Annotated in this window: 21 protein-coding genes and 1 pseudogene; 13 read left to right on the forward strand and 9 right to left on the reverse strand. The window is 75.2% G+C overall.

The annotated features are described in order from the left end of the window. Nucleotides 1–242 precede the first annotated feature (242 nt). Entirely contained in the window at nt 243–1,328 is a 1,086-nt protein-coding gene (locus tag ACPXCS_RS32575; protein ID WP_425948982.1) for an O-antigen ligase family protein, read from the forward strand. Between the two features lie 35 nt (nt 1,329–1,363). Here the strand turns inward: ACPXCS_RS32575 and ACPXCS_RS32580 are convergent, their stop codons facing one another. Continuing rightward, entirely contained in the window at nt 1,364–1,918 is a 555-nt protein-coding gene (locus ACPXCS_RS32580; RefSeq protein ID WP_425948984.1) for a hypothetical protein, read from the reverse strand. Nucleotides 1,919–2,047: 129 nt separating this feature from the next. Beyond that, on the reverse strand, nt 2,048–2,833 hold the full coding sequence (locus ACPXCS_RS32585; protein ID WP_425948985.1) for a glutamate racemase: 786 nt from the start codon (nt 2,831–2,833) through the stop codon (nt 2,048–2,050). 39 nt (nt 2,834–2,872) lie between these two features. Between ACPXCS_RS32585 and ACPXCS_RS32590 the strand changes: the two genes are divergently transcribed. Further along, nucleotides 2,873–4,066 carry a glycosyltransferase gene (locus ACPXCS_RS32590; RefSeq protein ID WP_425948987.1) on the forward strand — a complete coding sequence of 398 codons (1,194 nt, stop codon included), beginning with the start codon at nt 2,873–2,875 and terminating at the stop codon, nt 4,064–4,066. Nucleotides 4,067–4,078: 12 nt separating this feature from the next. Here ACPXCS_RS32590 and ACPXCS_RS32595 read toward each other — a convergent pair whose 3' ends face one another. Further along, nucleotides 4,079–5,356, reverse strand: coding sequence for a TerD family protein (locus ACPXCS_RS32595; RefSeq protein ID WP_425949264.1), 1,278 nt, complete (start codon nt 5,354–5,356; stop codon nt 4,079–4,081). A gap of 317 nt (nt 5,357–5,673) precedes the next feature. Between ACPXCS_RS32595 and ACPXCS_RS32600 the strand changes: the two genes are divergently transcribed. The 4 genes from ACPXCS_RS32600 (at nt 5,674) to ACPXCS_RS32615 (ending at nt 10,413) form a co-directional block, all read left to right on the forward strand. Next, nucleotides 5,674–6,102, forward strand: a complete 429-nt coding sequence (locus ACPXCS_RS32600; protein WP_425948988.1) for a DUF6643 family protein — start codon at nt 5,674–5,676, stop codon at nt 6,100–6,102. A gap of 43 nt (nt 6,103–6,145) precedes the next feature. Continuing rightward, a complete protein-coding gene (locus ACPXCS_RS32605; RefSeq protein ID WP_425948990.1) occupies nt 6,146–6,973 on the forward strand; it encodes an MOSC domain-containing protein in 828 nt (275 codons plus the stop codon). A gap of 172 nt (nt 6,974–7,145) precedes the next feature. Next, nucleotides 7,146–7,751, forward strand: a complete 606-nt coding sequence (locus ACPXCS_RS32610; RefSeq protein WP_425948991.1) for an Rv1733c family protein — start codon at nt 7,146–7,148, stop codon at nt 7,749–7,751. Nucleotides 7,752–7,980: 229 nt separating this feature from the next. Next, nucleotides 7,981–10,413: a right-handed parallel beta-helix repeat-containing protein gene (locus tag ACPXCS_RS32615; protein ID WP_425948992.1), complete on the forward strand. Its 2,433-nt coding sequence runs from the start codon at nt 7,981–7,983 to the stop codon at nt 10,411–10,413. Between the two features lie 7 nt (nt 10,414–10,420). Here ACPXCS_RS32615 and ACPXCS_RS32620 read toward each other — a convergent pair whose 3' ends face one another. After that, nucleotides 10,421–12,760: a hypothetical protein gene (locus ACPXCS_RS32620; RefSeq protein WP_425948993.1), complete on the reverse strand. Its 2,340-nt coding sequence runs from the start codon at nt 12,758–12,760 to the stop codon at nt 10,421–10,423. Between the two features lie 291 nt (nt 12,761–13,051). Here ACPXCS_RS32620 and ACPXCS_RS32625 point away from each other — a divergent pair, with 291 nt between their 5' ends. Then, complete coding sequence (locus ACPXCS_RS32625; RefSeq protein ID WP_425948994.1) at nt 13,052–13,888, forward strand: DeoR/GlpR family DNA-binding transcription regulator; 837 nt, start codon at nt 13,052–13,054, stop codon at nt 13,886–13,888. Between the two features lie 76 nt (nt 13,889–13,964). Next, a pseudogene (locus ACPXCS_RS32630) lies at nt 13,965–14,421 on the forward strand (SRPBCC family protein). Between the two features lie 31 nt (nt 14,422–14,452). Here the strand turns inward: ACPXCS_RS32630 and ACPXCS_RS32635 are convergent. Then, nucleotides 14,453–15,577: a PLP-dependent cysteine synthase family protein gene (locus tag ACPXCS_RS32635; RefSeq protein ID WP_425948996.1), complete on the reverse strand. Its 1,125-nt coding sequence runs from the start codon at nt 15,575–15,577 to the stop codon at nt 14,453–14,455. Nucleotides 15,578–16,161: 584 nt separating this feature from the next. On the opposite strand from ACPXCS_RS32635, the gene ACPXCS_RS32640 reads away from it, so the two are divergent. Continuing rightward, complete coding sequence (locus ACPXCS_RS32640) at nt 16,162–16,485, forward strand: hypothetical protein (RefSeq protein ID WP_425948998.1); 324 nt, start codon at nt 16,162–16,164, stop codon at nt 16,483–16,485. 183 nt (nt 16,486–16,668) lie between these two features. Continuing rightward, the gene (locus ACPXCS_RS32645; RefSeq protein WP_425948999.1) at nt 16,669–17,196 is read left to right on the forward strand and encodes an ATP-binding protein; all 528 of its coding nucleotides are present in this window, start codon (nt 16,669–16,671) and stop codon (nt 17,194–17,196) included. A gap of 280 nt (nt 17,197–17,476) precedes the next feature. Here the strand turns inward: ACPXCS_RS32645 and ACPXCS_RS32650 are convergent, their stop codons facing one another. Continuing rightward, the gene (locus ACPXCS_RS32650) at nt 17,477–17,758 is read right to left on the reverse strand and encodes an SHOCT domain-containing protein (protein ID WP_425949001.1); all 282 of its coding nucleotides are present in this window, start codon (nt 17,756–17,758) and stop codon (nt 17,477–17,479) included. 182 nt (nt 17,759–17,940) lie between these two features. On the opposite strand from ACPXCS_RS32650, the gene ACPXCS_RS32655 reads away from it, so the two are divergent. The 3 genes from ACPXCS_RS32655 to ACPXCS_RS32665 are packed head-to-tail and all read left to right on the forward strand — an operon-like array spanning nt 17,941 to nt 20,002. Beyond that, nucleotides 17,941–18,504, forward strand: coding sequence for a TetR/AcrR family transcriptional regulator (locus tag ACPXCS_RS32655; protein WP_425949002.1), 564 nt, complete (start codon nt 17,941–17,943; stop codon nt 18,502–18,504). A gap of 11 nt (nt 18,505–18,515) precedes the next feature. Continuing rightward, a complete protein-coding gene (locus ACPXCS_RS32660) occupies nt 18,516–19,094 on the forward strand; it encodes a DUF4865 family protein (RefSeq protein ID WP_425949003.1) in 579 nt (192 codons plus the stop codon). Next, nucleotides 19,091–20,002 (forward strand): phosphotriesterase family protein, encoded by a 912-nt coding sequence (locus ACPXCS_RS32665; protein ID WP_425949004.1) that lies wholly within the window; start codon nt 19,091–19,093, stop codon nt 20,000–20,002. The genes ACPXCS_RS32660 and ACPXCS_RS32665 overlap by 4 nt, the downstream gene beginning before the upstream one ends. Nucleotides 20,003–20,004: 2 nt before the next feature. Here ACPXCS_RS32665 and ACPXCS_RS32670 read toward each other — a convergent pair whose 3' ends face one another. The 3 genes from ACPXCS_RS32670 to ACPXCS_RS32680 all read right to left on the reverse strand — a co-directional run bounded on the left by ACPXCS_RS32670 (nt 20,005) and on the right by ACPXCS_RS32680 (nt 22,749). Beyond that, entirely contained in the window at nt 20,005–20,427 is a 423-nt protein-coding gene (locus tag ACPXCS_RS32670) for a PPOX class F420-dependent oxidoreductase (RefSeq protein ID WP_425949006.1), read from the reverse strand. Nucleotides 20,428–20,446: 19 nt separating this feature from the next. Then, the gene (locus ACPXCS_RS32675) at nt 20,447–21,337 is read right to left on the reverse strand and encodes an NAD(P)-dependent oxidoreductase (protein ID WP_425949008.1); all 891 of its coding nucleotides are present in this window, start codon (nt 21,335–21,337) and stop codon (nt 20,447–20,449) included. Nucleotides 21,338–21,504: 167 nt separating this feature from the next. Beyond that, a complete protein-coding gene (locus ACPXCS_RS32680) occupies nt 21,505–22,749 on the reverse strand; it encodes an ROK family protein (protein ID WP_425949010.1) in 1,245 nt (414 codons plus the stop codon). Nucleotides 22,750–22,761: the final 12 nt, after the last annotated feature.

Here is a 22,761-nt window from a genome sequence, read left to right on the forward strand (position 1 = left end):
GACAGCGCGGTCGGCGGCACCGGCGGCCGGCGTCGGTGAGGTGAGCCCGAGCCCGCGGCCCGCCCTCCGGCGCCGGACCGGGGAACTGCCCCCGCCGCACGGTTCCTCCTCATTTCGTCACGGCACATCCCCAAAACGTCCACCAGCCGTTACGGTGTGCCGAAGCCTCAGTCGCGTGGCCGGTACGGCCCGGCGGCCGGGGTCTTCACAGGTCGGGGGCGACGGTGCGGGGGGCGGGCGGGGTGGGTCGAGGCGAGCTGTCGTCCGCGTCCGGGCCGGACGCGGACAGCGAGAGAAGAATCGTTTCCGACGCGACGGGTGTCGTGGTGCTGGGGGCCTGCGCGGGCTGGTCCCTGATCACGGCGGCGGTGCACGACGGCCGCCCGGAGGGTGTGCTCCTCGCGGTGCTTGCCGTGGCGGCCGGGTACGCCACGGGCCGGATCGGCGGGGCGCTGCTGCCGGTCGGGGCGCCGTGCGCCGGTGCGCTGGCCGGTGTCGGGCTGCTGGCGATACCGCAGCTGGCCCCGGGCCCGCAGATCTCCGCACCGCTGGGTCACGCCGGTGCCACGGCGGCCGTGCTGACGCTGTCCGCGGGTGCCGCCTGCTGCGCGGCCTGGGCGGCGTCGGCTCCGGCCGTGCGGTTCGCGCTGCGTCTGCTGGCCGCCGGGACCGCCGTGCTGGCGGCCCTGCTCGGCTCGGCCACGGGCTGCGTCGCCTGTGTCGCGGTGCTGCTGTGCTCGCTGGCCGCCGGCCGCACCCGGCACCGCGGCGCCGGCCTCGCGGCGCTGGCCGGGGCGGCGGCGGTGGTGACGGGCCTGATCTGGGCAATCGCCTCGGGGGCCCTGCCCGGCGGGTTCACCGCCGCCGTCGAGGGGCGGCTGACGCAGCACCGGGTCCGGCTGTGGCAGGACGCCTGGCACCTGCTGCGCGAGAGCAGCCTCCTGGGCGCCGGGCCGGGCCGCTTCGGTGAGCTGAGCCCGGCCTCCGCGCCGTCCCTGCTGTCCGACGGCAAGCCCCACTCGGCGCCCCTGCAGCAGGCGGCCGAGCAGGGCCTCGTCGGGCTGGCCCTGCTGGTGGCGGCGTTCGGCTGGATGATGTACGCGCTGTGGCGCGGTCCGCGTCCGACCCCGGTGGCGCTGACCGCGGGCGCGGCCCTGACGGCGCTCGCCGCCATCGCCGCGGTCGGCAACGCGCTCAGCTTCACCGCGGTGTCGGTGGGGGCCGGACTGCTGGCGGGCCTGGCCACGGCACGCCCGCTCGCCGACGAACCGGCGCACCGCTCCGCCGATCCGCACGCGCGGGACGCCGGACGCACCCCCGCGTGGTGACCGGGAGGGCGTCCACGGGGTGACCGGGAGGACGTCTAGTGGGCGGGAGCCCCGGGCTTCCGGGGCCGCAGCCGCTCCTTGATCACCTGCACGGCCGCCTCCGCGTCGTCCACCGTGATCGTGAAGGTGTGTCCGTCGGACAGCTCCAGCACGACGCCCTCGCCCCGGCGCACGACCACCGCGGTGCCCTTCTCGGGCCGCCACCGGTAGCCCCAGCCGCCCCAGTGGCGCGGCGTGACGTGGGAGATGTACGTGGCGCCCGCCACGTGCGAGAGGGGGATGCGGCGGCGGGGCACGCCGATGTGACCGCAGCGCACCTCCAGGTGGTCCTCGTCGACCCGCAGGGCGACGTGGACGAAGGCGAGGGTTCCGAACAGGACCAGCAGCCCGGCGGCGATGCAGCCGACGACGGCCATGACCAGCGGGGCCGCGCCGGATGTCCACGCCGAGTCCACGGCCAGCTCGATGCCGAGCGCCATGCAGGCGGCACCCGCGAGCGCCAGCAGCCACTGGACCCGGTTGGTGGCCCGGCCGGTCCAGACCTCGGCAGGCACGTGGGGGGCGATCTCGCCGTGGCGGTGGTCCCTCATGCCTTTGAGAGTACTCAGCTTTCGCTCCGCCGGTACCTCGTGGCGGAGCGTGGCTGGGCCGGGTGGGGGGCCGCCGATCCGGCCGGGCGGCCCGGTCGGCCGCGTGACGGCGAACGGCAGCGGCGTGGGTCAGCCCGCGGGGGTGACGGCCTGCAGCAGCCGCCCTTCCTCGTAGGCCAGGGCCGGGGCGGGCAGCGCGCCCTCGCGTCCGCTGAGGAGCACGGTCAGCGAGCCCTGGGGCGCGGCTCCCGGCAGGGGCTGCTCGCCCAGCCGGCGCAGGGCCTGGGCGGCCACGGCGCCCGCTGAGCCGTGCAGCACGAGGGGCGGGCGGCCGGGACGCTGCACGGCGGTCCGGATGCGCTCGCCGACCAGCTCGTAGTGGGTGCAGCCGAGGACGACGGTGGTCACGTCCTCCGGGGTCAGCGCGGCGGCCGCGGCCACGGCGGCGTCGATCGCCGCCTCGTCGGCGTGCTCCACGGCCTCGGCCAGACCCCAGCAGGGCACTTCGGTGACGGGCACGCCGCCGGCGAAGTCCCGGATCAGGGTCCGCTGGTACGGGCTGCCGGTGGTGGCGGGGGTCGCCCAGATGGCGAGGTGGCCGCCGCCGGCCGCGGCCGGCTTGATCGCCGGTACGGTACCGATGACCGGCAGCTCCGGTTCGAGGCGGGCGCGCAGGGCGGTGAGGGCGTGCACGGTCGCGGTGTTGCAGCCGACGATCAGGGCGTCGGGGCGGCGCGCGGCGGCCGCCTCGGCGACGGCCAGGGCGCGCTCGGTCAGGTCCTGCGGGGTGCGCGGGCCCCACGGCATGCCGTCGGGGTCGAGGGAGAGCACGAGATCGGCGTCGGGGCGCAGCCGCCGTACCGCGGCGGTGGCCGCCAGCAGGCCGATACCGGAGTCCATGAGCGCGATCTTCACCCGATCACGATAGACGATGAGCGGTGCGGGGCCGGTTCCGTGGGGCAGACTGCGCGCGTGAGCGCCCTTGTATGGACTGCCGCTGGATCGCTTCTCGCCTGGCTGTGGCTGCTGCTCTGCCAGGGCTTCTTCTGGCGCACGGACGTGCGGCTGCCGCCCCGCCGGGAGCCGGACGCCTGGCCGGCGGTGTGCGTGGTCGTCCCGGCCCGCGACGAGGCGGCGATGCTGCCCGCCGCGCTGCCGTCGCTGCTGCTGCAGGACTATCCCGGGCGGGCGGAGGTGTTCCTCGTCGACGACGGCAGCACGGACGGCACCGGTGACCTCGCGCGGGAGCTGGCGAACCGGCACGGCGGGCTGCCGCTGACCGTGTCCTCGCCGGGCGAGCCTCCGGTGGGCTGGACCGGCAAGCTGTGGGCGGTGCGCCACGGCATCGGCCTGGCACGCGCGCGTGGCCCGGAGTACCTGCTGCTCACGGACGCCGACATCGCGCACGCGCCGGACAGTCTGCGGGACCTGGTGGCGGCGGCCCGTACGGGCGGGTTCGACGTCGTCTCGCAGATGGCCCGGCTGCGGGTGGAGAGCGTGTGGGAGCGGCTCGTGGTGCCGGCCTTCGTCTACTTCTTCGCGCAGCTCTACCCCTTCCGGCGGATCGGCCGGGACGGGACGCGGACGGCGGCCGCCGCCGGGGGCTGCGTCCTGCTGCGGGCCGACACCGCCGAGCGGGCGCGGATCCCGGACGCCATCCGGCAGGCCGTGATCGACGACGTGGCGCTCGCGCGGGCCGTGAAGCGCGCCGGCGGGCGGGTCTGGCTGGGGCTCGCGGACCGGGTCGACAGCGTGCGGCCGTACCCGCGGCTGGGCGATCTGTGGCGGATGGTCTCGCGCAGCGCCTACGCCCAGCTGCGGCACCACCCGCTGCTGCTGGCCGGGACGGTGGCCGGGCTGGTGCTGGTGTACCTGGTGCCGCCCGTGGCCGTGGTCGCCGGCCTGGCCACGGGCAGTGCGCCGGCAGCGGTCACCGGCGGGCTCGCGTGGCTGGTGATGGCGGGCACGTACCTGCCGATGCTCCGCTACTACCGGCAGCCGCCGTGGCCGGCCCCCCTGCTGCCGTTCACCGCGTTCCTGTACCTGCTGATGACGGTCGACTCGGCCGTGCAGCACTACCGGGGACGCGGCGCGGCCTGGAAGGGCCGCACCTACGCGCGCCCGCAGGCCGTGCCCGACGAGGGCTGACGGCCGCGCGGCTCACTTCCTGCCGGGGGTCCAGTTCATGCCCCACCCGTAGGCGTGGTCGACGGTGCGCTGCGGGCTCACCCCGCGCTCGGGCACCAGGTACCGCGCCTCGCGCTGGACGACCAGGTCGCCGCCCGTGTTGGTGATCAGGGCCAGGGCGCACACCAGTGAGGGGACCGTGCACTCGTCGAGGGAGAAATCGATCGGCGCCCCGTGCTGGGGCCGCAGGGTGACCGTCGCGTTCAGCTCCGCGAAGGAGCGGGCGCCCTCGTAGATGGTGACGAAGACGAGGATGCGCCGGAAGAGGTGCTTGTGGTCGAGGTTGACGGTGAGGTTCTCGCCGCTCGCCACGGCGCCGGTGCGGTCGTCGCCGTCGAGGTGGATGTACGGGGGCTGGTGCAGCGCTCCGAAGCTGTTGCCGAGGGCCTGGACGACACCCTTGCTGCCGTCGGTGAGTTCGTACAGCGCGCACAGGTCGAGGTCGAGGTCGGAGTGCATCGCGGTCGGCCGCCCGAACTTGCTGCTCCAGCCCGAGAACTGCTTGCGCACCTCCCAGTTGAGGTTCACGTGCAGCGCGCCGGAGGTGCCGCCCTGCTTGGTGAGGGACACGGAAGGGGCCGCCTTGGTCAGCGTCACCTTCGTGAGACGGACGGGTTCGGGGGCCGGGGGTGCGGCGGGCGGGGGCGGGGCCACCGGCTGTGTCGCCGGCGGACGCGCGTACACCGGCGCCGCGGGCGGGGGCGCCGGGGCCGCGGCGGGGGCCGCCTGCTGCGGTTCGTCGACCGTGATGCCGTAGTCCGTGGCCAGTCCTTCGAGGCCGCTGCTGTAGCCCTGGCCGACGGCGCGGAACTTCCAGGCACCCTGGCGGCGGTAGAACTCGCCGAGCACGAAAGCGGTTTCGGTGGTGGCGCCCGGGTTCTCGAAGCGGGCCACCGGCGCGCCCTGGGCGGCGTCCCGCACCTGGATGTACAGGCCGGGGACCTGGCCGAAGGTGCCGCCGTCGGCGGAGGCGGCGAGGACGACCGTCTCGATGGCGGGCTCCACGCGCGCGAGGTCGACCAGGAGTGTGTCGGTGACCTGGCCGCCGGCGTCGCGCTTGCCCTCGTGCCGGATCGCCCCGGAGGAGTGGGCGGGCTGGTTGTAGAAGACGAAGTCGGCGTCCGAGCGGACCTTTCCCGCCACGAGCAGCAGGGCGGAGGCGTCGGCGTCGGGCACGCCCGGTCCGCTACGCCAGCCCAGTTCCACGCGCAGTGCCGCGGTGGGCACCGGAGTGTTCGACCCTTTCAGCATGTGCATGTCCGCCCCCATCGCCTGGCGCCGCGCCGGGCCGCCCCGGCCGTCCGTCGGGTTTCCGTCACGTTCCTTCGGGTTCCGTCGGCACAACCTATTCCTCCCGGCGGCGAACGCCCATGCACCCGCCGCCGGAAGATCGCCGGCCAACCGCCGGTAACCCGCCCGGAACTCGGGCTTTACACGATCTGCAACCGGTTCGCTGCCCTTTTTTGCCGAGTTCGCTCGCATTGGGGATCCCAGGTCACGGCGGACACGGAAAACAACCCTCTTATCGGTCTCCCCAACCAGCACATCGTGGGCTTAACTTATGTGCCATGACCTCCCCCCGCTCCACCTATGGCGGCGGCTACTACTCCGCCTCCTTCCCGGACACCCCGATCTACGACAGGCTCGTCGCCGAGCGGGGCACCCCGCAGATCGCCCCGATCCGGGTCCCCGCGCAGTACGACATGCCGGGCAGCAGCCTGCCCGCCCTCCCGTCGGCGCTGCCCGCGCTGCCGGCCGCCCCCTCCCAGCCCGTCTACGGCTATCCGCAGGCCCAGCAGCCGGCCCCGCTCCAGCAGGCGCCCGCGGCGTACATCCCGCAGCAGGCCACCGCTCCGCGCGGCTACCCCGGCCCCCAGCCGCAGCAGCCCCGCCCGGCGGCACCCGCCGGCTACGAGGCGATGCGTCCCGCGGCCCCCCGCCCGGCCCCGGCTCCCTACCAGGACCCGTACAACAACCAGCAGTACCGCGGGTACTGAGCCGCACCCGGGGGCTGTCGGCGCCGGCTGGCACGATGGCCCCATGGGGAACGCACACCTGCACGCGATTCACGTCCATCCGGTCAAGGCGGTCCGGGGCCTCGCGCCCCGGGAGGCCGCCGTGGAGCCCTGGGGGCTGGCCGGAGACCGGCGCTGGCTGCTGGTCGACGACGGGGGAAAGGTCGTCACGCAACGCCAGCAGCCGCGCCTCGCGCTCGCCGCCGCCGAGCTCCTGCCGGACGGCGGCGTCCGCCTGTCCGCGCCCGGCAGGGAGCCGCTGACGGTGCCCGTGCCCCGGCCGATCGGCACGGTGCCGGTGCAGATCTTCCGCGACAAGGTCGAGGCCGTCCCGGCCGAGGACCCGGCGGCGCACGCCTGGTGGAGCAGCTACCTGGGCATCGGGGTGCGGCTGGCGTACCTGGACGAACCGGCCACGCGCCGGCCGCTCGACCCTCGCTACGCGCGGCCCGGTGAGACGGTCTCCTTCGCCGACGGCTTTCCTCTGCTGCTCACCACGACGGCCTCCCTCGACGCCCTCAACTCCCTGATCGCGCAAGGAGATCACGCGGACGAGGGCCCGCTGCCCATGGACCGCTTCCGGCCCAACGTGGTCGTGGCGGGCACCGGCCCCTGGGCCGAGGACGACTGGACACGCATCGCCGTCGGGGAGGTGACCTTCCGTGTCGCCAAGCCGTGCGGGCGGTGCGTGGTGACCACCACCGACCAGGGCACGAGCGAGCGCGGCCGGGAGCCCCTGCACAGCCTCGGGCGGCACCGGCGGCTGGACGGGAAGCTGGTGTTCGGGCAGAACCTGGTGCCGCTGTCGCGGGGCACGATCCGGCTCGGGGACCCGGTCACGATCCTCGGATGACGCGGGCGCCACCGGCGCGGGCCGTGGGAACCGGGCCGCGGGACCGGGCGTTGGCGTGAGGGGGACGTTCGTGCGAGGCCCTGGGGAGAGGTGATGTCGCTCTCTCTCCGTCGATTTCGCGCGTGGACGCCTCCGCCGGGGGTTATCACGGAGCGGGAAGGGGGTGCGGGCGGTGCGAGCGATCAGTGGACTCTGGCGCTGGCGGCGCAATCCGCTGTGCCGCGCGACCGACCTGGCCGAGGCCTGGGTGGCGCTGACCGCCCTGCTGCTCGTCCTCCTGGCCGCCCCGCTGACCGGGCTTCTGGTCGGCGGCGCCGCGCAGGACGCCCTGCAGCGCTCCGTCCGCGAGCAGCACCGGGCGCGGCACCTGGTGACGGCCACCGTGGTCCGCGCGCTGGACCGCTCCCCGCTGGACGCCGACCCCGAGACGTCGACCGGCCGGGACCTGCGCACCCGCGTCCTCGCCGACTGGACCGCCCCCGACGGCACCGCCCGCCGCGGCCCGGTCCTGGCGGGCCTGAAGGACCCGCGGCAGGGCGACGCCTTCCACCTGTGGACCGACCGGAACGGCCGGATGGTGGCCCGCCCGCTGGACTCCGCGACGGCGTCGACGCACGCGGTCCTCGCCGGTTTCGGCGCGGCCCTGGTGGCCGGCGGCCTCGTCGAGGGCGGCAGACGCCTGATCGTCTGGCGCATGGTCCGCCGCCGGTACGCCCGTTGGGACCAGGCATGGGACCGGGCGGGCCCGGACTGGGGCAGGACGGGCGCCGGCAGCTGACAGCCTTCCGGCTCTGGTCAACCCACCACCCGCGCGCACGCTACGGTGGTCCGGCCGAACCGTTCGGCACAACCCGCGTGCGAGCGAGCAGGAGGGGCGCGCCGGGTGTCGACGCCGCGCGCGACCGGGCCCCGCCGGGCCGGGCACACCGCCGCCGTCAGGCACCGTCCGGCACGTCCCGAGGGCGAACGAGCCATCAGTACGACCGAGGTGGGGGCACAGCTACACCATGGCACAGGGCACGGTCCAGGTGACGCACACCGGCACGTCGCGGTGGCGGCGCCGCACGGGTGAGTACGCATCGCTCGCCGCCGCCCTGGAGGCCGCGGCCGACGGCGACGTCCTCACCGTCGCCCCCGGCACCTACCGGGAGAACCTCGTCGTGGAGCGGGCGGTGACCCTGCGCGGCCCGGAGAACGCGCCCGGCTCGGTGCGGATCGCCCCCCTGGACGGGGTGCCGCTGACCGTGCGCGCCTCGGCGGTGGTCCACGACCTGCACGTGGAGGGCCAGGACGCGGCCTCCCCGGCCGTGCTGGTGGAGGAGGGCACCCCGGAGCTGCGGGACCTGCGGGTGGTCACGCGGTCGGCGGCCGGCATCGAGGTGCGCGGCAGTGCCCGGCCCACGGTCCGGCGCTGCGCGGTCGACAACCCGGCGGGCGTCGGCATCGCCGTACTGGACGGCGCGGGTGGGGTGTTCGAGGAGTGCGAGGTCGTCGCGGCCGGCCAGGCGGGCGTGGCGGTGCGCGGCGGCGCCCACCCGCGCCTGGAGCGCTGCAAGGTGCACCACGCGTCGGGCTCGGGCCTGTCGGCGACCGGGGAGAACTCGGCGCTGGAGGCGGTGGGTTGCGAGATCTACGAGGTGCGCGGCAGCGGCGTGCACATCACCGGCCGGGCCACCGCGCACCTGACCGACTGCGATGTGCACCGCACGGCGGCCGACGGGGTCACGCTCGACACGGACGCGGTGCTCACGCTCGCCGACTGCCGGATCCACGACATCCCGGAGAACGCGGTCGACCTGCGCTCCCGCTCGGTCCTCACCCTGACGCGCACCACGGTGCGGCAGTTCGGGCGCAACGGCCTGTCGGTGTGGGACCCGGGCACGCGCGTGGACGCCAACCAGTGCGAGATCTTCGACAGCACGGGCGACTACCCGGCGGTGTGGGTCAGCGACGGCGCCACCGCCGTCCTGGACTCCTGCCGGGTGCACGACGTGCCGGACGCCCTGTTCGTGCTGGACCGCGGTTCGCGGGCGGACGTCGTGGACAGCGACCTGTCGCAGGTGCGCAACACGGCCGTCTCGGTGAGTGACGGCGCCACCGCGCAGCTCGACGACTGCCGGATCCGGGACGCGGCGACAGGCGCCTGGTTCCGCGACCACGGCAGCGGCGGCACGCTCAGCAACTGCACGCTGGACGGCACGCAGACGGGCGTGATCGTCACCAAGGGCGCCGACCCCACGGTGGAGCGCTGCACGGTCGACTCCCCGGCGGAGGCCGGTGTGTACGTCTCGGCCGGGGGCCGCGGCAGCTTCCTGAACTGCCGTGTGACGGGCAGCGGCGGCTACGGCTTCCACGTCATCGACGGCAGCCGCACCACGCTGCGCAAGTGCCGTACGGAGCGGTGCGCGCGCGGGGGCTACGAGTTCGCGGACGGCGGCGCCGACGCGGCGTCCGGGACCGGGCCCGTCGTCGAGGACTGCACCAGCGACGAGAGCACGGGGCTGCGGACGCCCGCGGCGGCGCCGGAGACGGCCGTGCAGACGGCGCACCACTCCCCCGGGCTGCTGGGCGCGGTCCCGGGGCAGCGCGCCGAACCGGAGCCCCCGGCAGCGGAACCCGGGCCGCCGGTCCGCAGCTCCAAGGACGTCCTCGGTGAACTGGACGCGCTGGTGGGCCTGGAGAGCGTCAAGCGGGAGGTGCGCGCCCTCACCGACATGATCGAGGTGGGCCGGCGGCGCCGGCAGGCGGGCCTGAAGGCGGCGTCGGTCAAGCGGCACCTGGTCTTCACCGGCTCTCCCGGCACCGGCAAGACCACGGTGGCCCGGCTGTACGGCGAGATCCTCGCCTCCCTCGGGGTCCTGGAGAAGGGCCACCTGGTGGAGGTGTCCCGGGTCGACCTGGTCGGCGAGCACATCGGCTCGACCGCGATCCGCACGCAGGAGGCGTTCGAGAAGGCGCGCGGCGGTGTGCTGTTCATCGACGAGGCGTACACGCTGTCCCCGGAGGACGCGGGCCGCGACTTCGGCAAGGAGGCCATCGACACGCTGGTGAAGCTGATGGAGGACCACCGGGACGCGGTCGTGGTGATCGTCGCGGGGTACACCGCGGAGATGGAGCGCTTCCTGTCGGTCAACCCCGGCGTGGCGTCCCGCTTCTCACGGACCATCACCTTCAGCGACTACGGCCCCGAGGACCTGCTGCGGATCGTGGAGCAGCAGGCCGAGGAGCACGAGTACCGGCTGGCGCCGGGCGCGGCCGAGGCGCTGGGCACGTACTTCACGCAGCTGCCCAAGGGCCCGGCGTTCGGCAACGGCCGCACCGCGCGGCAGACGTTCGAGGCGATGGTGGAGCGGCACGCGAGCCGGGTGGCCCAGCTCGCGGAGCCGAGCACGGACGACCTGACGCTGCTCTACGCCGAGGACCTCCCCGAGCTGCTCTGACGGCCGGCTACGCGGCGGGCGGCTCCGGTGTGTCGCGCGGGGCGGGCACGCCGGGCCGCAGCCGGGCCAGCAGCATGCGCCGTTCCTCGGCGAACACCGGGTCCGCCTGGTAGTCGGAGTGGCCGAGGATCGGCGCGGGCAGCGGCAGCAGGTCGGTGCGGCCGTAGGCGAGGGGGTCCTTCAGGGGCGGGTGGTCGACCTGGGGGCCGCGGTCGCCGGGCAGGCGCATCGGACCGCCGATGGGGTCGGTGAGCCGGTACAGGTTGCGCCAGCAGTCGACGTCCCGGTGCAGCGAGCTGAGGGCGGCGGGTCCGAAGTGGGCCGGGAACCAGCGGCCGTAGAGGCGTTCCAGCGGGGAGCCGTAGGTGAGCAGGGCGACGCGTCTGCGATCGGACGGGGCGAGTTGCCAGGCCGCCGCGGCGGCGAGGACGCTGCCCTGGGAGTGCCCGGAGATGACCAGCCGTCCGCCGGTGGCGCGGGTCCAGGTCGCCATGCGCCAGGTCAGGTCGGGCACGGCGCGCTCGGCGTAGCAGGGCGGGGCGAAGGGGTGGGCGGCGCGGGGCCAGAAGGTGCCGACGTCCCACAGGATGCCGATGGTGCGGCGGGCGGCGGCGTCCTTGTAGGCGCGGCGGCCCCAGGTGACGAAGAGTATGAAGCCGAGGCCGATCAGCCAGGAGCCGAGCGCCTGGGCGGTCTCCGCCGCGCCGTGCACGACGGGGGTGGTGCCCCGGGCGGCCTCGCCCGGTGTCTCGTCGGTGGCGAGGGCGCCCACCAGGGCGCCGGCGCCGAGCAGCAGGGTGACGCCTGAGGTGACGGCGATGATCCGGGGGCCCCGGTCGGTGAGGGAGGCCATCGCCCGGGTGGAGGCGATGCGGCGGGTGCGGGCGCGGTCCAGGTTCTCCTCCGGGTAGTCGCGGGCCACCGCTTCCCGCTCGGCGCGGGCGAGGGTCCAGGCGCGATGCGCCAGCCAGCCGAACAGCCCCAGCACCACCACGAGCAGCGGCGGGATCACCGACGCCTGCCAGGTCAGCAGGACCGGGGGGCCGTCGATCGACGCGCCCGTGCCGTCCAGCCAGTCGGAGACCCGCTGCGAGACGCCGCCGGACATCACCCCGCCGAGCGCGCAGGCCAGCATGGCGACGGCCGGTCCGCCCAGGCCCCGCAGCACGGCCCGCCGGTCGGGGTCGGTGCGGTGCAGGGTGTGGGCGACGATCGCGAGGGCCACCACCAGCGAGCCCTGGACGAGCGTGATCCCCCCGAAGGCGGCGTCGCCGGGGAGGCGGCCGTCCGACTCCCATCCGGGGCGGTCCCACCCGGCGTACAGCAGGGAAAGGGCGAGCAGGGCGAGCGCGACCAGCGGCAGGCGCCGTACGGAGCGCTCGTCGAGTTCCCGGTCGAGGCGGTTCTCGCTGCGGCCCCTGCGGCACACCACCCAGACGACGGCGACCCCGCAGGCCGCCAGGGCCGCCTCCAGGAGCAGGCCGAGGGTGTCCAGCACGGCGGGCCCGCCGGGTGCGCCGTCCCGGCGGGCGGCGGCGCTGGCGACGGCGGCGGCGACCGTCAGCAGTCCGGCGGCGGTGTGCGCGGCGCGCAGCCGGGCCACCAGCCGCCGCCCGTACCAGAACCCGGGGCGGCCGAGCGCGGTCGGCCCGGGGTCCTCGTCGGGCTCGGGGGCGCGGGCGAGGGGCTGCTGGGACTCGTAGTCGCTCCAGGTGCGCCGGGACAGGTACCACAGCAGGCCGGTCAGGGCGGTGGGGACGAGGGCCGCGAGGGCGAGCCTGCGGCCCGGGAGGCTCCACCAGCCGCCGTCGGAGACGGCGGGCGAGAGGAAGCCGAGCCAGGAGTGGCGGTCGGCGCACGCGGGCGTGCCGGCGCACTGCCAGGCGGTCAGGTCGAGGGCGACCTCGCAGGCGGCGGCGACGAGCAGCACGGTCAGGGTGAGCCCGGTGAGCCGTACCAGCAGGCCGTACAGGCGCACGGTGCGGCGGCGGTCGCGGGCGCTGGGGCGCATCCAGTGGGCGAGGTTGACGACCATGAACGGCAACAGCAGCAACCACAGGGCCCGGGTGCCGTTGCCGGAGGTGAGGTTGCACCACACGTAGGCCTCGGGCACCGGTCCGTCGCGGCGCGCGGCGTCGGTGCGGTGCTCGGCGTCGACGTCGTCGGCGCGCCGGAAGACGGCCGCGGTGTCGTCCCCGGTGATCCGGACCGTGCGCGGATCGCCCAGCATGTCCTGGGGCGTGGTGCCGCCCACGCCGTGGACCAGCAGTTCCAGGGCGGTCCTAGACGCCCGTGCGGCGGGCCCGTCCGGTCCGCCGGTCGACTCGTGTTCCTGCGCACGTTCCACTGCTTCGCACTTCCCCCGTGACACGCCGTCGGCTCCGCCTGTGCGGGCACAAGGATCTCCACTTCCGGGGCGCCGCACACCTGCTGTCACGGAATCTCCCCGATCCGTGACGAAGCCGAGTCCCGGATGGCCATTCGGTGACATGTGCGCGACGAGCGGGTGGTGGCGCCCCGGCCGGTGCGCCGTGCGAGGATGGGACGTCCGCGCACCGGAGCCAGGGGAGTATGTCCCGGTCGGGCAGGGTGCGCCGGGCGTGTCGGACGGCGATGAGGCGAAAGGACCGGAGCGTACGTGAGCGAGAATCAGAACCTCCTCGCGGAGCAGCGGCGATCCCTGATCCTCGACGAGGTCCGCCGCCGGGGCGGGGTCCGGGTCAACGAGCTGACGCGCAAGCTCGGCGTGTCGGACATGACCGTCCGGCGCGACCTCGACGCGCTCGCCCGCCAGGGTGTGCTGGAGAAGGTGCACGGCGGCGCGGTCCCGGTGGTCGAGGCGAGTACGCACGAGCCCGGCTTCGAGGCCAAGTCGGGGCTGGAGCTGACCGCCAAGGAGGACATCGCCCGGGCCGCGGCCAAGCTGGTCGCCCCCGGCGCGGCGATCGCCCTGTCCGGTGGCACGACGACGTACGCGCTGGCGCACCAGCTGCTGGACGTGCCCGACCTCACGGTGGTGACCAACTCGGTGCGGGTCGCGGACGTCTTCCACGCAGCCCAGCGCACCTCGGGCCCGCGGCAGGGCGCCGCCACGGTCGTGCTGACCGGCGGGGTGCGCACGCCGTCCGACTCCCTGGTGGGGCCGGTGGCCGACCAGGCGATCGAGACGCTCCACTTCGATCTGCTGTTCCTCGGGGTGCACGGCATATCGGTCGAGGCCGGGCTGTCGACGCCGAACCTCGCGGAGGCCGAGACGAACAGGCGGCTCGTGCAGTCCGCGCGGCGGGTCGTGGTCGTCGCCGACCACACCAAGTGGGGCAAGGTGGGCCTGAGTTCGTTCGCCTCGCTGGAGCGGATCGACACGCTGGTGACCGACGCCGGCCTGCCGGAGGAGGCACGCGGCGTGGTCGCGGAGCATCTGCGGCGGCTGGTCGTGGCCGGAGAGCCGGAGCCCGACGAGGGCGCGGACATCTGACGGGGCGCCGGCTGGGGTGACGTCCTCGGTCGCCGCCGTCCGGCCGTACGAGGAGGCTTCGCCCACGGCTCACCGTCTGCGCCCGGTCGGTCTCGACTTCGCCGGGACCGCACCCGTGCGGCACGTCTTCACCCGTGCCGTGACGGCCCCGCCGGAGGCGGTCTTCCGCACGCTGGTGGACGTGCCCGGCTGGGCCCACTGGTTTTCCCCGGGTGAAGGCCGCCGGGGCCACCGGCTCCGGCGCGGGGCGCGACATCACCCTCACCGGCAGCGTGCGGTTCCGTGAGACGGTCCTCGCCGCACGGGAGCCCGAGGTGTACGCCTACCGCGTCGACGTCGCCAACGCGCCCGGGGCGCGGGCGATCGTCGAGGAGTGGCAGCGCACGCCGGCCGGCGGCGGCACCCGGGTGCGGTGGACCTTCGCGACCGCCGGGAGGGGGGCGTACCGGCCGGCCGTGAGGGCGTTCAGGGCGGGCCGGGGACGCGCGTTCCGGGACGCCGTGCCGGCGCCGGAGCGGCGGCTCGGCACGTGAGCGACGGGACCGCCGAGGTCGCGGAGCCGGCTCAGCAGGGCCAGACGCCCGTCTCCAGGAGCGAGTCGATCGCGGCGCCGTAGGGCGCGATGTCCAGTCCCTGCGCGGCCAGCCAGGTGTCCGAGTAGTACTTGTCGAGGTACCGGTCCCCGGGGTCGCACAGCAGGGTCACGACACTCCCCTGGCGGCCCTCGGACACCATCTCCGCGACGATCTTCAGCGCGCTCCACAGGCCCGTGCCCGTCGAGCCGCCCGCCTTGCGGCCGATGGCGCGTTCCAGGGCCCGAACGGCGGCGACGCTGGCCGCGTCGGGCACCTTCATCATGCGGTCGATCGCGCCGGGCACGAAGCTCGGTTCCATCCGGGGCCGGCCGATGCCCTCGATGCGGGAGCCGCAGTCGCAGGTGACGTCCGGATCGCCGGTGGTCCAGCCGTCGAAGAAGCAGGAGTTCTCGGGGTCGGCCACGCAGACGCGGGTGTCGTACTGCATGTAGTGGACGTAGCGCGCGAGGGTCGCGGAGGTGCCGCCGGTGCCCGCCGTGGCGACGATCCACGCCGGCTCGGGGAACCGTTCCCTGCGCAGCTGGCGGAAGATGGATTCGGCGATGTTGTTGTTGCCGCGCCAGTCCGTGGCGCGTTCGGCGTACGTGAACTGGTCCATGTAGTGGCCGCCGGTCTCGGCCGCGAGGCGGGCGGACTCCTCGTACATGGTGCGGGGGTCGTCCACGAAGTGGCAGCGCCCGGAGTGGAATTCGATGAGGCGGATCTTCTCGGCGCTCGTCGTGCGCGGCATGACGGCGATGAAGGGCACGCCGACCAGCTTCGCGAAGTACGCCTCGGAGACGGCCGTCGAGCCGCTGGAGGCCTCGATCACCGGTCTGCCCGGCCGGATCCAGCCGTTGCACAGCCCGTACAGGAACAGCGAGCGGGCGAGCCGGTGCTTGAGGCTGCCGGTGGGGTGGGTCGACTCGTCCTTCAGGTACAGGTCGATGCCCCACTGCTCCGGCAGCGGGAACTGCAGCAGGTGCGTGTCGGCCGAGCGGTTGGCGTCGGCCTGGACCCTGCGGACGGCCTCTTTCAGCCACGCGCGGTAGCCGGCGTCGCTGTGGTCGACGTCGAGGGTCACGCCGGTCCGGGTCTGCTGGGGAGTGCTCACAAGGGGGCTCCTAACGCTGCGCGCCGACGACGGATCGCACGGCCGGCACCCCGCATCATAAGCACCCGGCGCACGCTTCTCACCTGCATAAACGCACCTTTGAGCCCCCCAAAGCGCCCCCTGGGGCAGGGGGCGGTGCAAGGGGGCGCGCGGTCCCGGGGGCACGGAGGCGCGTGTGCTGCGGGCGCCCCGGCCGGGGGGCTCGCGTGTACTGGTGCTCGGCGCCGGGTGGGGGCAGACTGCATCGCGGGGCCGAGGTCCACGACCGAATCGGGCCGAGGTTCCCGGCAGGGCACGACGCAGCACCGGAGCGGCGGGCCGGCACGGCACGGCGCACGGGCCGGACCGAGGCTCCGGAGGGGACCACGGGTACCAGACAGAGGCACCACCGGATCGACGCCCCGTCAGGGGCGGTGCACCGCCTGGGCCGGACGACGGCCGGGCGCGGCGCGCCACCGCGAGACGCAGGGCGCCGCCCCGCGAGGAGCGGGCGCCGGAGGGGCACACCGGGGCAGGAGACGAGCCCGTACCGGGCGCCGCGGGGAGCGGGCCGGTACACCGACGCGCACAAGGGGGCGGGTGACATGGCGGAGCCGGAGTTCACGGCCACGGGCGTGCGGATCGGCAAGCGGCTGCGCTCGCTCACCCGGGCCGGCCAGGTCCGGATCAGCGGCGGCCGGCTCGAACTGCTGACGAGCTACGGCAGCGAGATCGACAGTGCCCCGGTGCAGGCGGTACGGGCGTCCAAGCCCTGGTTCGGCTCCGAGGGCCGGGCCACGGCCGACCTCAACGGCGAGCGGTACCTGCTCACCCTGGGCGAGCACGATCCCGCCCCGGGCGAGCCGGGCCCGCCGGCCGCGCGGCGCTTCATCGAGGCCGTGCGCCGGGCGGCGGGGCGCGGCGACTGAGATGTCCGTGAGTTGCGCTCCCCCACCCCCTGCGTCACTCTGGTCTCACGTCACTCTGGGTTTACCGGCGATAACGCTGCGAACCAGCCCGCCGGCCACGACAGCGGGCGACAGTGTCACGAAGACGCCTTGCTGGATCCGAACTCCGTGTTCTTCCGGACCTCACGTCGGGGAGTCGCAGCCGTGATCAGCTACCCAAGCAGGCACTGCACGGTGGAGCTCCAAGCCCTGCCGTCGCGGATCGGCCAGGTCCGCAGAATCGTATCTGCGCAATTGCGCTACTGGCATCTGGACGCCCTGATCGACCGGGCCTCGCTCGGCGTGACGGAGTTGTTGTCCAACGTCCACCGGCACGCCCAGCCCGACAAGACATGCACCGTGGAGATAGAGCTGCTGCTCGACCGGCTCACCGTCTCCGTGCGCGACGGCGATCCGCGGATGCCCGTGGTCGACGACGCGGAGCCGCTCGCGACCTGTGGTCGCGGACTGGCGATGGTGGCCGCCATGAGCGAGAGCTGGGGCGTCCGCCCGGACGGTGAGTCGGGCAAGGTCGTGTGGTTCACCCTGCCGACGTCCGCTCCGGCGGTGGCGGCGCCGACGCGCCGGCGGCGCGCGGTCCTGGAGAAACCCACGCGCCGGTTCGCCGAGGTCGGGCCCGCCGACGTGCTCCGGCCCGAACATGCTCCCGCCCGGTCCGCCGTTGCCGGTTGACCGGGCGGTGACCACCGTCCCCGTGGGGGCGGGTCGCGTTCCGGGCGGACACCCGGGATGCGATCCCCGCCCACCCACGCCCCGCCGGCAGCGGCCGATCGTGGCGCGGGGGTCGCCCGTGGCGGCCCTCCCCGTCGGCGGCGCGCGGCGTCGCACGCCCGAGCGCCGGCCGTCCGCGGTCGCGCGCCGGCCGTCCGCGGTCGCGCACTGGCCGTCCGCGGTCGCGCGCCGGGGCGCGGGAAGTGGTGCCGCCGACGGGTGCGCGGGGTGGGTGCCGCGGTCAGGGCCTGCCCGCCGTGCGGCCGAACTCCTCGGTGAGCACGGACAGGCGGCGCCAGTACTCGTCCTCGTCGATCTCGCCGGAGGCGAAGCGGTGACCGAGCACCGCGATGGGCGAGAGCTCGTCCACGGGTGACCTGCGCGCCGGCCCGCCGAGGCGGCCACGCCCCGCGGCGCGGCGCAGCAGTGCGACGCCGCCGCCGATCACCAGCGCCCAGATGACCGGGAAGAACAGGATCCACGGGCCGGGCCCGCCGTCGCCGAAGTGCGCCAAAGTCTGCATGTCGTCCCTCTCCTCGGGTCCGCGTGCCGGAATCCGGGTCGCTTCGAGCGTCGCTCCCCAGGGGTCCTGCGGTCGTCGTGCGGGCGGCGGCAGTGCGCGTACCTCCCCGGGAGTACACGGGCCGGCCCTTCGCGCTCCGGCCGGCCTCGACTTCTGTAACTACTGGTATGTACAGTGCGGCCATGAGCACCTCGGAGCGGCTGATCGAGTCGACGCGCGAACTGCTGTGGGAGCGCGGCTACGTGGGCACCAGCCCCAAGGCGATCCTGGAGCGCTCCGGCGCCGGGCAGGGCAGCATGTACCACCACTTCAAGGGCAAGCCCGATCTCGCGCTCGCGGCGATCCGGCGGACCGCCGAGGAGATGCGCGCCACCGCCGCCGGCGTCCTGGACGGCCCGGGCACGCCGTACGAGCGCATCGAGGCCTACCTGCGGCGCGAGCGGGACGTCATGCGGGGCTGCCCGGTGGGCCGGCTCACCATGGACCCGGACGTGATGGCCAGCGCCGAACTGCGCGCCCCGGTCGACGAGACGCTCGACTGGCTCCGCCGGCGGATCGCCGCCCTCGTCGAAGAGGGGCGTGCGCAGGGGCAGTTCGCCCCCGCGCTGGACGGCGAAGAGATCGCCGCGGCGGTCGTCGCGACCGTGCAGGGCGGTTACGTCCTCGCCCGTGCCTCCGGCTCCCCCGCCGCGTTCGACGCGGGCGTACGGGGACTGCTCTGCCTGCTGGCGCCCCGGACCCCCTGAGGAGACCTCCGATGCACGCCCTGCAGTACGAGATCACCCTGCCCGCCGACTACGACATGAGCGTCATCCGCGACCGGGTGGCCCGCCGGGGTCACCTGCTCGACGACTGGGACGGGCTCGGCCTCAAGGCCTACCTCGTGCGCGAACGCGGCCTGCGCGGCTCGCCGGTCAACGCCTACGCGCCGTTCTACCTCTGGAACACCGTCGACGGCATGAACGCCTTCCTCTGGGGAGGCGCCTTCCAGGGCATCGCGGACGACTTCGGACGGCCGTGCGCGCGGCAGTGGACCGGCCTCGCCTACGAGGAAGGGGACGGCGGCCCGGCGCGGTTCGCAGTGCGCGGGCTCCACCCCCTGCCGGACGGCGGGCCGTTGGGGGACGCGGCCCGGGACGCGGCGGCCGGAGCGGGGCGGCTGGCGGCGCGGGACGGGGTCCTGCTCGCGGCGGCCGCCGTCGACACGAGCCGCTGGGAACTGGTGACGTTCTCCCTCTGGGACCGGGAGCCGGCCGGCGCCGAGGGAGACGTCTTCGAGGTGCTGCACCTGTCGGCCCCGGGCCGGGACCGGATACGGCGGGGACGCCGGTGGTGAGCGCGGTCCGCACGGTGCTGGGCGATGTCGCCCCCGGGGAGCTGGGGGTGTGCGACGCCCACGACCACCTGTTCTTCGGCAGTCCCCGGATGCCCGGCCAGGAACTGCGCAGCGTGGCGGCGGCCCGGGCCGAACTGGCCGCGTTCCGCGAGCAGGGCGGCGGGGCCGTGGTGCAGTGGACGCCGTACGGGCTCGGGCGGCGGGCCGCGGACCTGCCGCCGCTGTCCCGGGAGACCGGCGTGCACGTGGTGGCGGCGACGGGGCTGCACCAGGCCGCGCACTACGACGAGGACGCCCTGGCCCGGCTGCGGGGCCGGCTCGCCGACGTCTTCGTCGGCGAACTCACCGACGGCATCGGGACGTCGGGGGTGCGGGCGGGCCTGGTGAAGGTCGCCGGCGGTTTCCACGCCCTGGACGCGCACGCCCGCTGGACCCTGGCGGCGGCCGCCGAGGCGCATCACGCCACCGGCGCGCCGATCGCCGTGCACCTGGAGCTGGGGACCGCCGCCCTCGACGTTCTGGACGTGCTGTGCGGGGATCTGGGGGTGCCGCCGCACCGGGTGGTGCTCGGGCACCTGAACCGCTCCCCCGACCTGGTGACGCACCGGCTGGCCGCGCGGAGCGGCTGCTATCTGGCGTTCGACGGCCCGTCCCTCGCGCACCACGCCACGGACTGGCGGATGCCGGAGGCCGTACGGGCCCTGGCCGAGGCCGGGTTCGGCGACCGGCTGCTGCTGGGCGCGGACACCACCACGGCCGCCGCCCGCTCGGTGGGCGGCGGCCCCGGGATGCCGTACCTGCTGCGCCGGGTGCGGCCCCGCCTGGTCCACGCCGTGGGCGAGGAACCGGTGCGGCGGATCCTCACCGAGAACGCGGGCCGGGCGTTCGCGGCCGAGTGGCGGCGCTGACCTCAGGTGGAGGCCTGGTCGCTGTCCTTCATCGCACCCCAGCCGTGCCAGCGCTCGACCTCGACCCAGGCGCTGACCCGGGGACGGGCCCGTTCCGGGTAGGGGTCCCCGGTGTAGTGCCGGGCGAGCGTGTCGATGTCGGCCAGGCCCTCGTCGTCGTACATCTCGCTGACGCGGCCGATGAGGGTGACGTGGGTGTACCAGTCGTCGCCGGCGAGGACGGTGAGGGTCACGCGCGGGTCGCGGCGCAGGTGCTTCAGGCGGACGCGGCCCGCGTCGAGGTTGACCAGCACCCGGCCGTTCTTCCACAGGTACCAGGTGGCCGTGGAGACCGGCGCCCCGTCGGAGCGCACCGTGGCCATGACGCACGGGTTCGGGCGGCTGAGCAGGGCGTCGGCCTCGGGCGGCAGCGGCGGCTTGGACATGGGGGAACCTCCTGGGTGTTCAGGCGGACGGCGTGTCGTCGAAGCTGGCGAAGTAGGCGGCGACCATGTCCTCGTCGCCGTGGCCCCGGGCGGCGGCGCGCTCCATGCGGGCGGCGGCCGCCTCGGCGACGTCCAGGCGGACGCCGTGGTCCGCGCCGGCCCGGACGATCAGGCGGGCGTCCTTGGCGGCGGTGCTCACCGCGAACTGGGGCGGGGTGAGCCGGTCCTCCAGGACCAGGTCGGACTTGGCGCGCAGGTAGCCCATGTCGAGCGGGCCGCCCGAGACGATGTCGAAGAAGCCGCTCGGCTCGACGTCGAGGGCCTTCGCCAGGGCGAGCGCCTCCCCGGCGGCGGCCGTCACGGCGAGGACCCAGCTGTTGGCGACCAGCTTCAGCCGGGTGGCGGCGGCCGCGGCCCCGTCCTCGCCGGTCCACACGGTGCGCGCGCCGACCGCGTCGAAGACCGGCGTCACCGTGTCCCTGCCCGCGGCGGGCCCGGCGGCGAGCACGGTCAGCTTCCCGGCCTCGGCGGGCTGCCGCGTGCCCAGGACGGGGGCGTCGTAGAAGACCAGCTCGTGCTCGCGTGCGAAGGCGGCCAGGGCGGCGACGTCCTCGATGCCGGCGGTGGTCGACTGCACCCACGCGGTACCGGGACGCAGGCCGGGGGCCGCCTCGCGGACGGTGTCCAGGGCGGCGGGGCCGTCGTGGAGCATGGTCAGGACGACGTCGGCACCCCGGACCGCCTCGGCGGGCGTGCCGGCGATGTGGGCCCCCTCGGCGGCCAGCGGTTCGGCCTTGGCCCGGGTGCGGTTCCAGGCGCGGACGCTGTGCCCGGCGCGGGCGAGGTTGCGGGCCATCGCGGCGCCCATGATGCCGGTGCCCAGGACGCTCACGGTGAGCTTGTCGGTCATTGCGTCAACTTCCTCGGTGGTGCGGTGGGGGCGTGCTGTCCGCCCACCAGCCTGCCCGCTCGGCGGCTCGCCTTCCCGGAAGCGGCGGGGTCAAGCGTGATACCAGTGGGGTCAGGTTCGGGACCCGGGCTCCGAACTGCCGGCTGCGGGCTCTCGGTGACGCCGGGTCAGTGGCGGTCCGTCAGGGCTCCCAGCGGATCGTCCAGGACCGGCTGCCAGGCCAGCTCGGCCGCGCCGACCAGGCTGTTGTGGTCGAGGGTGCACGCCAGGATCGGGACGCCGCCGCTCTGGCCCCACAGGCTGCGGTCGGCGACGACGGCGCGGAGGCGGCCCGGATCGGCGTCCAGGAGCGTGCGGTGCAGGCCGCCGAGGATGATCCGGTCCGGGTTGAGGATGTTGACCAGGCCGGCCAGTCCGAGGCCGAGCCGGTCGATGAGGGCCTCGGTGGCGGTGCGCACGTCCGGGTCGTCGTAGTGGTGGCGGACCAGGTCGATGGACTGCTGCAGCAGGGACACCTCGGGGCCCGGTTCGCGTCCGGCCTCCGTGAGGAAGGCCAGCGGGTCGGTCTCCACGTCGAGGCAGCCGCGGCTGCCGCAGTGGCAGGGACGCCCCTCGGGGTGCACGGTGAGGTGGCCGACCTCCAGCGCGAGGCCCGAACTGCCCCGGTGCAGACGGCCGTCGAGGACGAGCGCGCCGCCGACGCCCCGGTGTCCGGTGGCCACGCACAGCAGGTCGCGGGAGCCGCGTCCGGCGCCGTGCCGGTGCTCGGCGAGCGCGGCGAGGTTGACGTCGTTCGCGGCGAAGGCGGGTCCGTCGATGCCGGCCGCGCGCACCTGCTCGGCGAAGATGTCCCGCACGGGCGCGCCCGCGGGCCAGGCCAGGTGCAGGGGGTTGAGGGCCAGGCCCTCGGGCTCGGCGACGGCGGACGGTACGGCGAGGCCCGCGCCGACGCACCGGCGTCCGGTCTCCCGCAGCAGTTCGGCGCCCGCCGTGACGACGGAGGCGAGCACCTTCGCCGGGTCGGCGTCGACGGTCTCGCAGCCGGGCGCGGTGGCGACGATCCGGCCGCCCAGTCCGACCAGCGCCGCCCGGAACCCGTCGGCGTGGACCTGCGCGGCGAGGGCGACGGGCCCGTCCTCGGCGACGGCCAGCCGGTGCGAGGGCCGGCCCTGCGAACCGGCCGCCGCGCCGGGCCGGGCGTCGACCCGGATCAGCCCGAGCGCCTCCAGTTCGGCGGCGACCGCGCCGGCCGTCGCCCGGGTCACGCCGAGTTCGGCGGTGAGCACGGCCCGGGTCGGGGCGCGTCCGGTGTGCACGAGTTCCAGCGCGGGTCCGAGGGCCGAGCGCCCCCGGTCCAGCCGTGTCCTCGAGGTGCTCCCATCCCCCGGCCGGGGGTCCGCCTTCCCGCTCATGAGGGCGAGTCT

It is taken from the genome of Streptomyces sp. DT190 (assembly GCF_049846985.1).
GTDB lineage: Bacteria > Actinomycetota > Actinomycetes > Streptomycetales > Streptomycetaceae > Streptomyces.

What these genes read in the sequence shown, in the direction of transcription:
- ACPXCS_RS32580 (WP_425948984.1), bottom strand. Translation starts at nt 1,918, where the DNA reads ATGAGGGACCACCGCCACGGCGAGATCGCCCCCCACGTGCCTGCCGAG.
- ACPXCS_RS32595 (WP_425949264.1), bottom strand. Translation starts at nt 5,356, where the DNA reads ATGCTGAAAGGGTCGAACACTCCGGTGCCCACCGCGGCACTGCGCGTG.
- ACPXCS_RS32600 (WP_425948988.1), top strand. Translation starts at nt 5,674, where the DNA reads ATGACCTCCCCCCGCTCCACCTATGGCGGCGGCTACTACTCCGCCTCC.
- ACPXCS_RS32605 (WP_425948990.1), top strand. Translation starts at nt 6,146, where the DNA reads ATGGGGAACGCACACCTGCACGCGATTCACGTCCATCCGGTCAAGGCG.
- ACPXCS_RS32615 (WP_425948992.1), top strand. Translation starts at nt 7,981, where the DNA reads ATGGCACAGGGCACGGTCCAGGTGACGCACACCGGCACGTCGCGGTGG.
- ACPXCS_RS32640 (WP_425948998.1), top strand. Translation starts at nt 16,162, where the DNA reads ATGGCGGAGCCGGAGTTCACGGCCACGGGCGTGCGGATCGGCAAGCGG.
- ACPXCS_RS32650 (WP_425949001.1), bottom strand. Translation starts at nt 17,758, where the DNA reads ATGCAGACTTTGGCGCACTTCGGCGACGGCGGGCCCGGCCCGTGGATC.
- ACPXCS_RS32655 (WP_425949002.1), top strand. Translation starts at nt 17,941, where the DNA reads ATGAGCACCTCGGAGCGGCTGATCGAGTCGACGCGCGAACTGCTGTGG.
- ACPXCS_RS32660 (WP_425949003.1), top strand. Translation starts at nt 18,516, where the DNA reads ATGCACGCCCTGCAGTACGAGATCACCCTGCCCGCCGACTACGACATG.
- ACPXCS_RS32670 (WP_425949006.1), bottom strand. Translation starts at nt 20,427, where the DNA reads ATGTCCAAGCCGCCGCTGCCGCCCGAGGCCGACGCCCTGCTCAGCCGC.
- ACPXCS_RS32675 (WP_425949008.1), bottom strand. Translation starts at nt 21,337, where the DNA reads ATGACCGACAAGCTCACCGTGAGCGTCCTGGGCACCGGCATCATGGGC.
- ACPXCS_RS32680 (WP_425949010.1), bottom strand. Translation starts at nt 22,749, where the DNA reads ATGAGCGGGAAGGCGGACCCCCGGCCGGGGGATGGGAGCACCTCGAGG.